The organism is uncultured Alsobacter sp. (assembly GCF_945952055.1).
Lineage (GTDB): Bacteria > Pseudomonadota > Alphaproteobacteria > Rhizobiales > Beijerinckiaceae > Alsobacter.
In genome coordinates, this window is record NZ_CAMFHB010000011.1 from 134,649 (window position 1) to 150,656 (window position 16,008).

Here is a 16,008-nt window from a genome sequence, read left to right on the forward strand (position 1 = left end):
GTCGAAAACACGTGCTGGTGTAGGCTGAACAGGTTCATTCAAGCTTAAGCTGTCGCGTCTTATATCAGCTTTGATTGGTGTTGGTGATTTTTGAGTGATGTTGGGATTGCATTCGAGGGCCGCTCGGGCCCGCACGACGTCTGCCGCCATGACGGTCGATGAGGCGCTGCCGCCCTGCGGCAATCTCGTGGCCGATATCAATGCCATCGCCGAGCGCTGGTTCGGTCGCACGGCGGCTGACGGCCTCAGCTTCGACACGGCGCTGCCGACGCCGGAGGCGCTGGCCGACGCGGCGGGACGGCGCGGCCTGTCGGTCACCTACCGGCAGCTTTCCCTCGCGGACCTGACCCCGTCCGACTTCCCCTGCGTTATCCTCGATCGCGACGGCGGCTCGCGCCTGCTTGCCGGCCCGGACGGGCAGGGGCATGTGAGCGTCCTGGCACGGGGCGGCACGTCGCGCGTGCCGGTCTCGACCCTGGCGGCACGCCACGCCGGCACCGTCTTCTTCGTCCGGCCCCGGCTGGACGCGGCCCTGGGCGATGAGCCCGGCCACGGGCAGCCGCTGTCTCGGCCCGCGGTGGACCCGGCCGGCTCGGTGGGCCTGTTCGCCTCGGTCGTGCGGCACATGCTGGTCGGCAATGGCCGGCTGTTTCTCCTCCTCTGCCTCGCCTCGCTCATCGGCAACGTGCTGATGCTCGCCATCCCCATCTATTCGATGGCCGTCTACGACCGGGTCGTGCCGCATCTTGCCTTCGAGACCTTGTGGGCGCTGACCACGGGCATCCTGATCGTGCTCGGTGCGGATTTCGCGGTCCGCCTGGTCCGCCACCAACTGGTCGACGCCATGGCGGTGAAGAGCGGCGTCGCCCTCCAGTCGCGTCTCTTCGCCCGTGTCCTGCGGATGCCGCTCGACAAGGCGCCACGCAACGCCGCGCTGCTGCAACTGTGGATGAGGGAACTCGACTCGCTGTGCCAGACCGTGCCGCTGGTGCTCGTGTCGGCAGCGATCGACCTGCCATTCGTTCTCATCGTCTCGGGCATTCTCTACGGACTCGGCGGGCCGGTGGCGCTTGTGCCCGTGGCGGTGGCCATGGTTCTGGGCGTGGTGTTCGTGGCCACTCACGCCCTGGCGGCGGAGCGTGCCAAGGAAACGAACGCGCTCGCCAGGGCCCAGGCGACCCTGGTGGCCGAGGCCGCGGACGGCCTGGAGGCCGTGAAGCTGGCCGCCGCCGAGGGGGCCGTGCTGCGGCGCTTCGAGCGCCTGGCCGACGCCGCCGCTTTCGCCGGACACGAAGCCCGGCATTGGACGGTGCTGGGCAGCCAGGTCACCCTGTCGCTGGGCCAGGTGGCCATCGTTCTCGCCATGCTCGTCGGTGTCTATGTGATCGCCGACAACGCCATGACCATCGGCGCGCTGTCGGCGGCGACGCTGCTGGTGGGACGGCTGATGGCGCCGGTCGCCCAGTTCGTCTCGAGCCTGCAGCGCATGAGGTTGCTGGTGCGCTCGGCCGACGGGCTCGACAAGGTCCTTGTGGCCCCGGTCGAGCATGGCGGCGAGGGCCGCGGCGGCGGCGTCGTGCGGGGGCGCTTCGACCTGCGCGGCGTGCGCTTCTCCTATCCCGAGGCGCATGCGCCCGCCCTGCAGGACGTCTCGCTGGTGATCCGTCCGGGCGAGAAGATCGCCGTGATCGGCCGCGTGGGATGCGGAAAGAGCACGTTGCTGCGCATGCTCGTGCGCCTCTGCGACCCCGAGGCGGGCAGCGTCTTTCTCGACGAGGCCGACATTCGCCAAGTGTCGCCCGACGTCCTGCGCCGGCAGGTGGCCATGATGCGCCAGGACCAGGCGCTCTTCGACGACACGCTGCGCGCCAACCTGTGCTTCGGTCTCGACGAGGTGCCCGAGCCGATCTTCGACCGGGCGGTCGCGGTCTCGGGTGTCCGCGAGATCGCGGCCCGTCATCCGATGGGCTACGGACAGCGTATCGGGCCGCGCGGAGAGCGCCTCTCCGGCGGCGAGCGCCAGATGGTGGCCCTCGCGAGGGCGCTGATGACGGATCCGCGCGTCCTCATCCTGGACGAACCGACGGCGTCCCTCGACAACACGCTGGAAAGCCGGGTGGTGCGCGACCTGCAGGCCTTCGCGGAAGGCCGCACCCTCATCGTCGCGACCCACCGCGCCCAGACGCTCGCCCTGGCTGACCGGATCATCTGGATGGAGGGGGGCCGCATCGTGGCCGACGGCCCGAAGGACGAGGTGCTGCGCAAGCTTAACGGTTCGTAAAGCATAAAATTGAAGACGACCAACGCTTGAGTCGTTGTTCATCAATCAGAGTTTAGGCTCCCGACGTTTCTACTGTGAATTGTTCGGGACATTGATATGGCTGCGGCCGATAGCAACGACGACGATAGCGGCAATATATGGTCCGGCTACGTCGACGCGCTCACCACGATGACGATGGTGATGACGCTCATCATGATGCTGCTCGGCATCGTGGTGTTCGGGCTCTCGCAGCAGATCTCCCGATCGTTCCTCGTCAAGATCGCCGAGGCGACCAACGTCGATGCGAGCGCGAACCGGACCGCGTCGCAAATCGCCGGCGACATCCTGGAGCGGTTGGCCAAGCGTCCCGACCAGGTCGGTTTCGAAGCTGCCGCCCGCGGCGCTGCCGCCCAGCAGGGGACGCATGGCGCCGCGCGCGAGCAGGACGCCGACGGGATCGCACTGCAACCCCTGGCGGACGACGGGACGGCCGTTTCGGGCCGCGACCGCGCCACGGCCGCGGCGGCGTCCGGCGGCTCGCACCGGCCTGCCGCCGGCACCACCATCGGCACGGGGGCGGGGGCGTCGTTCGACGAGCCGAAGGTCGCCGGGCAAGCGCCGATCGGCGACAGTCCCAGCCAGCGCGCGGGCGCGGGCCCCACCGACCTCGAGGTGACCTCCGATCTCACGGCGGCCCTGGCCGCAACGAACCAGCGCCGGGTCGGCAGCACGATGGCTCCCGCGATCAAGGACAGCCCGCCGGTCGCGGCGACGGCGCCCGTCGAGATCGAGTCGACGCGCGAGGCCGACCTCGTCCGACCGGGCGAGGGAGCCAAGGTGGGCTCGGGCCTGGCGACCATCAACATCAAGTTCAAGGACAAGGCCACGTTGCTCGACGCGGTCTCGGCCCAGGTGCTGCGGTCGTCGGTGGCCGACCCGACGTCGGCCTTCCGGACCGCTCGCCTCGTGGAGATCGCGGCGGCGGCCGACCCGTCCAACGGCACGTTGAGCGATGCGCGGCGGTTCGCCTACTACCGGGTGCTCACCGTGCGGAAAGAGATCCTAAGCGCAGGAATTGACGCGTCCAGGGTCATCATGAAGATCGACGACTCGCTGACGGTGACCAACAGTAATACGGTGCGTTTGACGGCACGACCGTGAATAGGTAGAAGCCCTCGTCATTGCAATCTCTCGACTATTTGATCGTTGTCTTTTCAACCGAAGGTTGTTGAAATCATGAAAGCTACAGTCAGGTTGCAATACTGGAGGATTGCATCCGTCTATGGCCTGATCGGCGTGATCGTCGCCTGGCAGTGGCATTTCATCAGGACGGGCGTCGAATCCAACCCGTACCTCAACCTCCTGATCATCGCGGTGTTCGGCTTCGGCAGTCTGAAGCTTGTCGCGTCCCTGATGCAGTTGCGCAAGGAGGGTGTCGCCTTCGAGGCGCTGGAGGAACTGTGGGCGGACGTCCAGAGCGATCGCGCCGGCGGCGAGGTTCGCCTGGCGCGGTTCGAGCGCGCGTTCGAACCGGGCGTGCTCTACCGGCGGCCGAAGCTCCTGGGCCACATCTTCGAGCTCACTCTCGAAGAGTTGATGCGCACGCGGCAGATGCGCATCTCCGTGTCGACCATGCAGAACCTGATGCACGCCGTCGACGGCCGGATCGCCATGGAACGGTCCCTGGTCAGCTACCTGGCGGGGCTTTGCATCTTCCTCGGCCTCATCGGCACCTTCATCGGCCTCATGGAAATGGTGCAATCGGTGGGCGGCATCATCGGCACGGTCGCCGGTGACCCGGCAGCCGGCGGCAACCCCACCGAGACCGTCCAACGCCTCATCAGTTCGCTGCAGGCGCCGCTGAATGGCATGGCGACAGGATTTTCGTCCTCTCTGTTCGGCCTTTTCAGTTCACTCGTCCTGGGCTTGACGGCGAAGTTCGTCAGCCAGGCCACGGGTGCCCTGCGGGACGAGTTCGAGGCCTGGCTCGCCAGCATTTCCGAGATCGAGGGCAAGGAGCTCAGCGACTCCGGGGGCGCGCACCATGGCATCGCGACCGGCCAGTTGGGAGGCATGGCCGTGTCGCTGCTCGCCGGCATGCGCCGCTCGCAGGACTCCCTCGACCAGGTGGCCACCTCGGTGCGTCTCCTGGGGGAGCGCCAGTCCCAGCACGTCGAACTCCTGGGCAAGGCCGTGGAGCAGATGCAGCACTTCGCGGCCCAGGAGGCCAAGATCCGCCAGGCCCTGTCGCGCACCGACGCGATATGGCAGCAGCTCGGCAAGGTGCGGGACGATCTGCACCGCATGGAAAGCGTCGTGTCGACCCGCGTCGCCGATGGGTTCGAGGCCGTGTCGACCCGGCTCTCCGCGGACTCGGCCGTCCTGATGGGAGGCATCCAGCAACTCGCCGGCGGGCAGGCCGGGCTCGGCCAGCGGCTCGAGGCCGTCGCGGCGGACATGGGCCACGCGGTGGCGCGGGTCGGCGAGGGGGTCGGACGTGTCGACGAGGCCGTCGAGGGGCTGGGCCGCGCCATGGGCGAAGCCCGCGCCCAACAGGCCCGCGACACCGGGCACACCGCGCAGGTGCTGGCGGAGATCGCCGCCCTGGCGCGAGAGGGGGCGACACGCGCCGGCGCCGCCGAGGCCGCCAGCCGGTCTCGCATCGAAGGGCTCGACCATGTGGCCGCCCGCATGTCGGAGACCTCGACCGCGTTGCAGGCCCTGATCGACGTGGCGGGACGCCAGCCCGATGCCATGGCGGCCGCCTTGCGGCCGGTGCTGGCCGAGGGCTTCGCCGGCCTGGCCCGCTCCATGGCGGACGGGACCGAGGCGCTGGGCTCCGCCGTCGCCGGGCTCGCCGCCCAGCAGACGGCGCTGGCCGCCACCCTGGATGCCACGGGCCCGGCCAAGGTGCTGGGACAGGAGCTGCGCGAGGTTGCCCGCACCATCGAGGGCGGCATGACCTCGGGCTTCGGGGATCTCGCCCGGTCTGTGGAGGGCATCTTCCTCTCCTACGCGGAGCTCGCCCGCCGCTCCGGCGCGGAGCCCGCGCCGTCGTCCGTGGAGGTGACCGTCGAGCCGGAGGCCTCCGATCAGCCCATTGCCCTGGATCGCCTGAGCGACATCGCGCGACGCCGGCATCCGGCGCGGCAGCCGGGCCGCTGAGATCCCCGACCGTGGAACCGCGAGCGTAAGGAGAAGGACGATGGCGGCGACGATGAGGGCGGATATCGCACCGATGCGTTGGTTCAGGCGGCGGCCGAACCGCGGCCTGCGCCAGCACGAACGCTACCCCTGCTGCATCCAGGGCGCGCTGGAGATCCGCGAGCGCAGCTACCGGATCGAAGGCCTGGTCATGGAGATCTCGCGTGGCGGCGCGCTGTTTCGCGAGGCCTCCCGGTTCATCCTCGACCGGGTCGGCATGTCCGTGACGGTCCAGACGGCGGATATCAGCGTGACCGGCACGATCGTGAACATGCGGCCGGCCGGCTACGGCATCCGGTTCGACAACCTCATCGACGACACGCTCGTGGCCGACCTCGTGTCCCGCTACGGCGTGCAGTGATGTGGGAAAGTCTTCTTTGTGAACGGAGGCCCGTTGTCTCGGTGAAAAAGCTCAGGTTTAGCTAGCGGGATGCGTGTGGTGCAGGGTACCGCGCCGCCGAGCGGCGTGGATCGCAGCGTGAGACCGAGCGAGCGTGCGGGGCGCGGACTGCGCACCGCCGCGCTGCTGGTGCTTGGCCTGCTCAGTGCCTGCAACACCACCGGCGAGGCATGCGACGCCTGCGCCGCAACCACCGGAGCCCTGTCGCCGGCACCCGTCGCCGACCCGCGCGTAGAGGCCGAGCAGCGGGCCCGCAACGCGCTCGCCGCCCTGCCGGAAGCGGCCGCCGCCCGGGCCGGCGAAGGCCCCTCGCTGGACGATGTGAAGCCGTTCGCGGCGCCGAAGGCCGCGCCGTCGAAGCCCGCGACGCTGAGCGAGGCCGTGACGCGTGCCCTGGCCGACAACCCGCAGATCGGTCTCGCCGTCGCGCGGTACGACGAAGCGTCGGCCCTGGTGCGGGTGGCACAGGCGCCGCTCTACCCGCAGGCCGAGGCCAGCGTCGCCGGGGGGCACGGGTTGACCGGCAGTTATGCGACGGCGGTGGGAGACTATTGGTCGACGAAGAACGCCATGGGCGCCGCGCGTGTCGAGACCAATCTCAGTGCCCGTCAGCTCCTGTTCAATTTCGGAGCCACCGCGGCCGACGTGGACCGCGCGGCACGCACCATGGACGCGCAGGCCCTTCAATCGGTGGCGACCGCCGAGGACGTGGCCTTCAGCGTGTCGCAGGCCTACATGAAGCTCCTGCAGCAGCGCGAGCTGCTGAAACTGGCGGACGAGAACCTCGCCGCGCTCAAGGACATCGCCCGGCTCGTCGACGAGAACGAGCGCAACGGCAACGCCACGCTGGCGGACGTAAAGCGGGCCCGGGCCCGCGTGCTCGACGCGCAGACCTTCCGTTCGGATCAGGACTACGAGCTGCACCTCGCCACCGACCGTTTCAGGCGCCTCGCCCGGGCCGAGCCAGGGGCGTTGCGGGCGCCCAGGCCGCTCACCGGCAGCATTCCGGCCAACAAGGACGTGGCCCTGCAGGAGGCCTACCGGGCCAACCCGGCGATCCTCTCGCTGCAGAGTTCGATCGCCGCGGGCAAGCGCGAACTGGACGCCGTCAAGCTCGGAACCCTGCCGACGCTGAACCTCGAGGCGGGCGTCACCGGCAAGCACAATGCCGGCGAGAAGAACAAGACCGAGCTGGACGTGCGCACCGTGGCGGCGCTGCGCTACAAGCTGCTCGACGGCGGGCTGCAGAGCGCCCAGATCGACCAGGCCGTGTCGCGCATCGTGCAGCAGGAAATGAAGCTGCAGAGCCAGAAGGACGACATCGAGGCGGACCTGCGCCAGTTCTACTGGCAGCTCGAGTCGGCCCGCGGCAAGCAGGCCGGGCTGAGCGACGGGGTGGAGACGAGCCTCAAGGCCCGCGAGCTCTACAACGAGCAGTTCCGCGGCGGAAAGCGCACGCTGCTGGAGCTCCTCGACGTCGAGACGGCCTACTTCAACGCCCGCCGCACGCAGATCACCAACCGGTTCGACGAACAGCTCGCCACCTTCGGCATCATCAAGTCCGTCGGCCGGTTCGTACGCACCGTGGTCGGTACCCGGGCCTGACGCCCGGAACAGTCCCGTTTCGACACCGAAATCCTGATCGTCGTGGTTGCAGTGCACGGGTGAATACCGTCTAGAGCAATGGAAATGCGCGTGTAGATTGCTTTCTCAGATAGTACAACCCAAAGTAATTTTACGTTGTTTTGAGTGAAGATTCGGGTTGTACTTGCTCTACACTGTAGGGACCGGATAGTTTCCGAAACGTTGCAATGGGCTTCGTGCCCGTCTGTCCGGAGACTGTTCCATGTCCGCATCCCGTCCGTCCGATCGTGAGGTCCGCCAGGCTCGTGCCGAAGCCGTCCTGGGCCTGCGGCCTTCCGCCTTGCGGAACGGGGTCGTGGCGCTCGAGCCACGCATGATCTTCGACGGCGCGATGGCGGCCACGGCCGACGCCGTGGTCAAGCAGGCCACGGACGATGCAAGCCACGCGGCGGCGCAGGCGGAGGCCAACCACGCGGCCGAAGCCAACGCCGCCGACAGCCATGCCGCGGACAAGGCCACCACCGCTGTGCCGGACGCCGCGCCCGTCGCGGCCACCCCGCCGGCCACGTCGGCCGCGCCGGCCTCCGCCGTGGAAGTCGTCTTCGTGGACAGCCGCGTCTCGGACGCCGATGCCTTCGCGAAGTCCGCCGGCCCGGGCCGCCTGGTCGTCAGCATCTCGGCCGATCAGGACGGCCTCGCCGCGATCGGCGACGTGCTCGACAGCCTCGACCGTCCCGTCTCCGCCATCCACATCGTGAGCCACGGCCGGGAGGGCTCCTTCACGCTCGGCAGTCAGAAGATCGACACCGCCGCGGTCGAGGCCGACGCCGCGCTCCTCGCCACCTGGCGCCCGCACCTCGCCGCCGGAGCCGACATCCTGCTCTACGGCTGCGACACCGGCGCCGGCGTGGAAGGGGCGGCACTCATCGCCGCCCTCTCGCGCGAGACGGGGGCCGACGTGGCGGCCTCCGACGACGCGACGGGGAGCAGGACGGGCGCGGACTGGGCGCTCGAGAAGAACACGGGCAGCATCGAGGCGCGCATGGTTGCGCCGGAGGGATGGAATGGGAGCTTGGCGACGCAGGCTGAGGCGCGGGAGGCTCTCGGCGGGGTCGATACGTCCAAGCTGCTGGTGTGGCTGGACGCGAAGACCCCACCGACGACGTCGAACGGCATACAAGCCTGGGCCAACAAGATCGACACCGGAACCGCCGCATCCTTTCGGTGGTCCGGAACGGGTACCGCCACCGTCGGCAGCGACGCCACGAATGGGGCCTATGTCAGCTTCGCAGGAACCGGCGGATTTGACCTTGGGTCGATCAGCTGGCCAGCCGACGGGCTGACCGTCTTCATCGTCATGGCGGGAAACGAGCCGACGACGCCGTCGACGACGGCGACAACCCGCACCATCCTGGGACTGAACGGAAACCAGTTCCTCGCCCAGAAATACCTCGCCGACGGAACAGCGGACTTCAATGACGCGATCCTGGGTCAGGCATCGGATCCTTCCGGCTCGATCGTCGCCATCGACTCGGGAAGTGACTACTTCAAAACGCAAGTCATCACGGCCCGCGAGTTTGGAAAGTCAGGCGCAGCGCAGACGCTGGACGTTCGCTCCAACCTGTCCGACGTGAAGACGGTGGGTGAAACGCGAAACTACGCTACGGGCAGCAACGTGCCCATGTTCCTCGGCGCATCGGGGGCGAACGGCGGAAGGGCCTTCATGACCGTCCGCGAAGTCGTGGTGTTCGGCCGCAGCCTGAGCGCGGCGGAGAGCCGCTCGGTCGAAGCGGCCCTGGCAGCGAAATGGAAGTTGAACGACACCACAGCAGGGGGCGGCAACAATCTGCTTTTCAAGCCCGCGGACACGTCCTACAGCAACGGCGTCGCTGTTGTGTCCCGCTCGGATCAGGACGGCATGCGGTTGGCCCGCAGTGGCGGACTGACCATCGATGCCACCAACTATCTGTCCACCAGCATCAGCTCGATCGGCTGGGGCTACGCCACGGGTACGACGAGCAGCTTCAGCGCCTATACCGCAGTGGACAGCCCCATCACCAAGGCGCTCGACCGCGTCTGGGCCATCGACGTCGGCGGCAGCAACTCTGGACGGGCCGATTTCACATTCGACGTTTCGGCTCCCCTGACCTCGACCGAAGTCACGCAGCTTCGTGTGGCCTACAGGGCTCCCGGCTCGGCAGACTGGTCCATCGTGTCTTCGGCGAAAGCCGTCCAGGACGGCACGACGATCAAGGTCACGGGCGTCCTGATCAACGATCCGGCCTTTGCGAGCATTCGCGACGGCTTCATCACTCTCGTGCTCGCCCCCGATTTGCCCGCAGCCGAGGTGAGGGACAGCTCCGGAACCGTGCATCCGGACCTTCGGACGAGCGGGTCGACACAGACCATCGTTCTGTCCGGGAGCAATCTGCCTGACGGGATCACCTATTCCGTCAATGGCGGAGCCGACCTGTCGGCCGTCACCAGAATCTCGGCCGACAGCCTGCAAATCACGCTGACGAATGTCCAGTCCGGGACGAACACGGTCCTGTTCAAGACGCCATCGGGAAAGGTCCTGCCCTTCAGCTTCTACGTAGACCCGGCGGCGGCGATCGCGTTCGACGTCATCCAGCCGCCCAGCACGTTGAACACGCTGTCGCCCTCTCCCCCGCAGACTGTCGTCACCACGACGACCGCGACCGACGGATCCGTGAGCTATACGGTCCTGGTCAACGAGTTCGTCGCCAACACGGCGACGCGCTCCATGCTGCCCGTCGCGCAGGTCTCGCCCCAGGATCCCACGCGCGGCCCGTACACCTTCAGCATGACGGGAACGAGCCTGTTCACGATCGACGTGGTCACTGGATGGATCATCGTCGCGAACGGCATGGCACTGGACTACGAAACCACGCAAGGCGACATCCAGGCTCAGATCAAGGTCACCAATGGTGTCGGGGCCGAGGTCACCCGCAATGTGACGTTCCGCCTGCGCGACGTGAACGATGCTCCTGCCCTGACGCTTGTGCCTGACACGATCGTTACGAACCCGGGCAGCACGACGAACGTCTACTATCTCGACGCTGGAGCGTCCGCGACGTTCAGCAACGGGACACAGGCACAAAGAAACGTCATCACGTTCAGCGTGGCGGACGCCGACCAACTCAGCCCGCGCGTGCAGAATGCTCTTGTCCGCCTCGAGATCGACGCGAGCAATTCCGTGAACTTAGGACTTCTGACCGTCGCGGGCGTCGTGAACGGTAGGGTGCAGGTCACGATGCGTGACAGCGCCGGAAACGTCTTGCGTGACGGCGCCGGCAATCCCGTCACGGAAACCGTGTCCGTCCTGGGCTCCGGGACGTCGGTCATTCGCCTCGTCGGCAAGAAGGCGGCCATCGAGACCCTGCTGCCGTCCATATCCTTGCGAGCACCGTCCACCGGAACGGTCGCGAACGCTTACTCCATGTCTGTGAAGATCACCTACAATGACCTTGGCAATGCGGCCTACGGTGGTGTGGAACTGGAGGCGTCCGGCTCGTTCACCGTGGTCTTCAGGAATGCGCCTATCCGGTTCGTCAGCAATGGTTCCCCCGCGGACGGCCTCACGGTCACGATGGGGCAGGCCCGTTTCGACCCGATCGGCACGGCCGGCGTCACCGGCGTCTCCATCGCTTCGCTCTTCGGCAACGTCGCTACCGGCGGGGCTGCCAACATTCTGTACGCACTCCAGGCCGACACCAACCCGTCGGCGAGCCAGTGGGGAATCGCGATCACTGGACGCGACGGCACCAATGGCACGTGGCGGTACAGCATCGACGCAGGAGCGACCTGGCGCACCCTTCCCGCGACGATGAGTGGCACCACCGTTCTCCTGCCTAGCACGGCCCTCCTGTATTTCGAGAAGGGCGCGGACAATGCCATGGGTCAACTCACTGTCCGGGCTCTCGACCTGTATGCCACGTCGCAGGCAACAACGGTCCCGGCAGATGGAACCGTGCGTCCCATCACGGATGTTGCGGGCCTTCTATCGCCCGAAACGGCCACCATTACCGTCAAGCAGAACACGGCACCGACCGCGCCGCCCAGCTTCACGGCCACTCAGGTCCTCTTTACCAACGCGACCTACAACACGACGACGGGCGTGAGGCTGGCTGAGTCCATCGGAAATCCCAATACTGCGACCGTGAGCGGCCTGGGACTGCGTGTCTCGGATCTTCTGAATCTGCAAAACGATATAGCCAGCAACAAAGCCAGCGATGCCGATGGCCGCCCGGGTGGCATCGCCATTGTGGGCGCGACCTCGGACGCGCTGGCATCAGGTTCGGGGACCGTTGGGTGGTGGTATTCGACCGACAGTGGCGTGACCTGGACGAGGCTTACCGCCGTTTCGGACGCTAACGCCTTGCTCCTCGCCAATCGCGCTGCGACGCGCGTGTTCTACCAGGCTGCGAACGCGGCCGATCTGGCCAGCGCGAAACTCACACTCCGGGTCTGGGATCCTGCGGGCGCAGGCGGCACCGATATCAGCTTCGTGAACGGCGGCAAGAATGCCGCGAACATCAACGTCGGCTTCGCCAACATCGCTTCAGCTACCGGCGCATTCTCCAATACCTATCAGGTTTCGCTGACGGCGAACACGCTCCCGACGACGACGGCGACCTCCCCGTCCTTCGACGAAACGATCCAGGCGACCGATCGGGACACACCGCTCATCCTGGGGGCAAAGTCCGGTGTAAGCATCAAGGATATCATCGGCGGAATTGGTTACTCGGACGTCAATGATAATGGCGTGCGTGGAATCATGATCACAAAGGCTAGCAACACGAGTCTTGCCTATACGACGGACGGCGGCCTGACCTGGAACAATGTGCTGGGACAGACACTCTACCTTCTGGCCGACGGTGACCTCACGCGCGTCTCCATCCAGGCTGGCCAGCCCGCGACCGCGAGGAGCGTGGGCGCGACCGGAACATTCACCGTGCGCGCTTGGGACGGGACCGGCGCGGACAGCGGAACCCTGATCGGGTCTGGAGAGAACACCAAGCGAAACTTCATCCGGGACTACTCTGGATCCAGCAGAGACATCACGGTCACCTTGAAGGTCGCTGCCGCAGGTGCCAACGAGCGACCCGTTCTCGACACTTCGAAGCAATTCGAAAACAAGGACATCGCTCTGGCCGCGTTCGATCTCGACCCCATCATCGCGGGGACGGCACAAGGTCGTCCCAACCCGAACTCCGCACTCTGGACGTCGGTCTCCAGCCTCACGGCACGCGGCGTGGTCGACCTCGACACGCCGGTAGCAAACATCGGATTGGCCATCACGAAGCTGACCGGCGGACGTCTCTACGTCAAAAGCATCACCTCGACATCTTACAGCAGCGCCAGCAATTTGAGCGACACGAACGCTCTGCTGATCGGGCCGAACGACTCCATCGCCTTCATCCCAGACAGCTATGCGCTGGCCAACGGAAAATACGTCCTGGGTCCGCAAGCCGTGGAGGTTCAGGTCAAGGCATTCGATTCGGCGTGGAGCGGCACCGTCAACGGTGTGCAGAAGTCCTACACAGCGGGAACCTTGGCCAATACGAACGACAATGACCAGTCTCCCTATTCTGCATTCTCGACTGCGTCCGCAAAGCTTACACTCAATGTGCTGGCGGTAAACACCCCACCCGTGATCAAGATGGGCGCGAACGTCCCGGCCAATCCCACCTACACGTTCACCGAAGCCGAGGTTGCCGCGACGGATTCGGTGCCACTTTACGTGTTCTCCACCGCAACCGTCAGCACCGCAAGTGTCACTGCCGCCAACGTGACCGGCGACGACACCGACCAGTCCATCACGAGGATGGAGCTCACCGTCTCGAACGTCAGCGACGGTGCGAACGAAATCCTGTTGATCGACGGGCTGCAGGTGAAGCTGAACGTCGCCTCCGGCAGCACGTCGACCATCTATGGGCCGAATGCGACGACCGGATCGGTCGGCGTGAAGGCGGAGGTCACGATGAGCGGGACGACGGCGACGATCGTCATCACGCAAGGTACGGGGATGGCCGTGACGGACGCGACGGCAATCCTGCGCGGCCTCGCCTATCTCAACACCAGCGACTCTCCGAGCCAGGGGACGAGGACGATCGCCGTGACGGGGCTGACCGACAGCGGAGCGAGCGCCAACGTGGCGGCGACGTCCGGCCTCCCGCGTGCCACCGTGAGCGTCATCAAAACCAATGACGCCCCGGTCCTCAATACGAGCGTGACGCCCGTGCTCGCGGCCGTGAACGAGGACGCAGGCGCGCCATCTGGGGCGGTGGGAACGCTCGTCTCCACGCTGGTGTCGCAGTCGAATGTCAGCGATGCGGATGCTGGCGCGCTCACGGGCATCGCCTTGACCGCGACGTCCACCGCGAACGGGACGTGGTTCTACTCGACCAACGGGGGCGCGAACTGGACGGCGGTCGGGACTGTGTCCGACACCTCGGCGCTTTTGCTTGCCGCCGACACGAACACGCGCCTGTATTTCCGTCCGACGGCCGATTTCAACGGGACCGTTTCGAGCGCCATCACCTTCCGCGCGTGGGACAGGACGACAGGGACGGCCGGCAACAGGGTCAGCACCACGAGCGTCGGCGGCACGACGCCGTTCTCGACGGCCGCGGCCACGGCCGCGATCACCGTGAACGCGGTGAACGACGCACCGGTGCTGAATGCGAGCATGACCCCCGTGTTGGCGTCCGTGAACGAGGACGCGGGCGCGCCGGCCGGGGCGGTCGGGACGCTCGTCTCCGCGCTTGTCTCTCAGTCCGGCGCAGGGGCCAACGTCACCGATGCCGATGCCGGGGCATCGACCGGCCTGGCGTTGACCGGAACGGCGGCGACGAGCGGCACCTGGTGGTACTCCACCAACGGGGGCTCGAGCTGGACGGCGGTGGGCGCGGTGTCCGATACATCCGCGTTGCTGCTGGCCGCGGATGGCAACACCCGACTGTATTTCCAACCGAGTCCCAACTTCAACGGATCGGTGGCGAACGCCATCACGTTCCGGGCCTGGGACCAGACATCGGGAACGGCGGGCAGCAAGGTCGACACCACGACCAACGGCGGCACGACGGCCTTCTCGACGGCGACCGACACGGCCGACATCTCCGTAAACGCAGTGAACGACGCGCCGGTGCTGGATGCGTCCAAGACGCCCCTTCTGGCGTCCGTGAACAAGGGGGCGGGCGTGCCGGCCGGGCCGGTCGGGACGCTCGTGTCCGCGCTTGTCTCTCAGTCCGGAGCGGGCGCCAACGTCACCGATCCTGATTCGGGTGCATTGACCGGCCTCGCCCTGACGGCGACCGCGACGGCGAACGGCACGTGGTGGTACTCGACCAACGGCGGCTCGAGCTGGGCGGCGGTCGGGGCTGTCTCGGACGGATCGGCGCTCCTGCTGGCGGCGGATGCGAACACGCGGCTGTACTTCCAGCCGAGCGCGAACTTCAGTGGGCCGGTGGCGAACGCGATCACGTTCCGGGCCTGGGACCAGACGTTGGGGACGGCCGGCAGCAAGGTCGACACCACCACGAACGGCGGTACGACGGCGTTCTCGACGGCGACCGACACGGCCGACATCACCGTGAACGCGGTGAACGCCGCGCCCGTGCTGGATGCGTCCAAAACACCCCTTCTGTCTTCCGTGAACAAGGGCGCCAGCGCGCCGGCCGGTGCGGTCGGGACGCTCGTCACCGCGCTCGTCTCTCAGTCCGGAGCAGGGGCCAACGTCACCGATGCGGATACGGGAGCCTCGACGGGCCTCGCCCTCACGGCAACCGCGACGACGAACGGCACGTGGTGGTACTCGACCGACGGTGGCACGAGCTGGGCGGCGGTCGGGGCCGTCTCGGACGGCTCGGCGCTCCTGCTGGCGGCGGATGCAAACACGCGGCTGTACTTCCAGCCGAGCGCAAACTTCAGCGGGCTGGTGGCCAACGCGATCACGTTCCGGGCCTGGGACCAGACATCGGGAACGGCGGGCAGCAAGGTCGACACCACGACCAACGGCGGCACGACGGCCTTCTCGACGGCAACCGACACGGCCGACATCACCGTGAACGCGGTAAACAACATCCCCGTCCTCGCCGCGGTCACGCAGCCCGGGGTGGTCGACGAGGCCGCCAACGCGTCGTCCCAGCAGGTCGTGACGTCGGGAACCCTGTCGGTGACGGACCTCGACGTCGGCAACACGCTGACAGCGAGCGCCGATGCACCGCTGATCCAGCTGAACGGCGCCACTCCGCCGGCCGGAGCGATCCCTTCGGCGGTCCTGACGGCCCTGCAAAATGCGGCCTTGACCCTGGGCGCCCCGGCAACGTCCGACGGCGGGACGAAGACCATCAGCTGGGGCTTCGACAACACGCTGGCGCTGGATTGGCTGAAGGAGGGCGACGTCCTGACGCTGACCTACTTCGTGAAGGTGTCGGACGGCACGGCGGACAGCAGTACGCAGTACATCACCATCACGATCAGGGGTGCCAACGACGCGCCCACGATCACGGTGACCGATCCGGCGGCGGTGACGGAG

At 67.0% G+C, this 16,008-nt stretch carries 6 protein-coding genes; all 6 read left to right on the forward strand.

Annotated features, from left to right (window positions below; all coding sequences use genetic code 11):
* Nucleotides 1–148 precede the first annotated feature (148 nt).
* Nucleotides 149–2,281 (forward strand): ATP-binding cassette domain-containing protein, encoded by a 2,133-nt coding sequence (locus tag Q0Q47_RS11150; RefSeq protein ID WP_293858937.1) that lies wholly within the window; start codon nt 149–151, stop codon nt 2,279–2,281.
* Between the two features lie 96 nt (nt 2,282–2,377).
* Entirely contained in the window at nt 2,378–3,421 is a 1,044-nt protein-coding gene (locus tag Q0Q47_RS11155; protein ID WP_293858940.1) for a hypothetical protein, read from the forward strand.
* A gap of 75 nt (nt 3,422–3,496) precedes the next feature.
* Nucleotides 3,497–5,425, forward strand: a complete 1,929-nt coding sequence (locus Q0Q47_RS11160; RefSeq protein WP_293858943.1) for a hypothetical protein — start codon at nt 3,497–3,499, stop codon at nt 5,423–5,425.
* Between the two features lie 73 nt (nt 5,426–5,498).
* The gene (locus tag Q0Q47_RS11165; protein ID WP_293858946.1) at nt 5,499–5,825 is read left to right on the forward strand and encodes a PilZ domain-containing protein; all 327 of its coding nucleotides are present in this window, start codon (nt 5,499–5,501) and stop codon (nt 5,823–5,825) included.
* 117 nt (nt 5,826–5,942) lie between these two features.
* Nucleotides 5,943–7,469 carry a TolC family protein gene (locus tag Q0Q47_RS11170; RefSeq protein ID WP_293858949.1) on the forward strand — a complete coding sequence of 509 codons (1,527 nt, stop codon included), beginning with the start codon at nt 5,943–5,945 and terminating at the stop codon, nt 7,467–7,469.
* Nucleotides 7,470–7,710: 241 nt separating this feature from the next.
* The coding region (locus tag Q0Q47_RS11175; protein WP_293858952.1) for a DUF4347 domain-containing protein at nt 7,711–16,008 on the forward strand (8,298 nt) is incomplete at its 3' end.

Coding starts and splice junctions, on each gene's coding strand:
- Q0Q47_RS11165 (WP_293858946.1), top strand. CDS start 5,499: ATGCGTTGGTTCAGGCGGCGGCCGAACCGCGGCCTGCGCCAGCACGAA.
- Q0Q47_RS11160 (WP_293858943.1), top strand. CDS start 3,497: ATGAAAGCTACAGTCAGGTTGCAATACTGGAGGATTGCATCCGTCTAT.
- Q0Q47_RS11150 (WP_293858937.1), top strand. CDS start 149: ATGACGGTCGATGAGGCGCTGCCGCCCTGCGGCAATCTCGTGGCCGAT.
- Q0Q47_RS11155 (WP_293858940.1), top strand. CDS start 2,378: ATGGCTGCGGCCGATAGCAACGACGACGATAGCGGCAATATATGGTCC.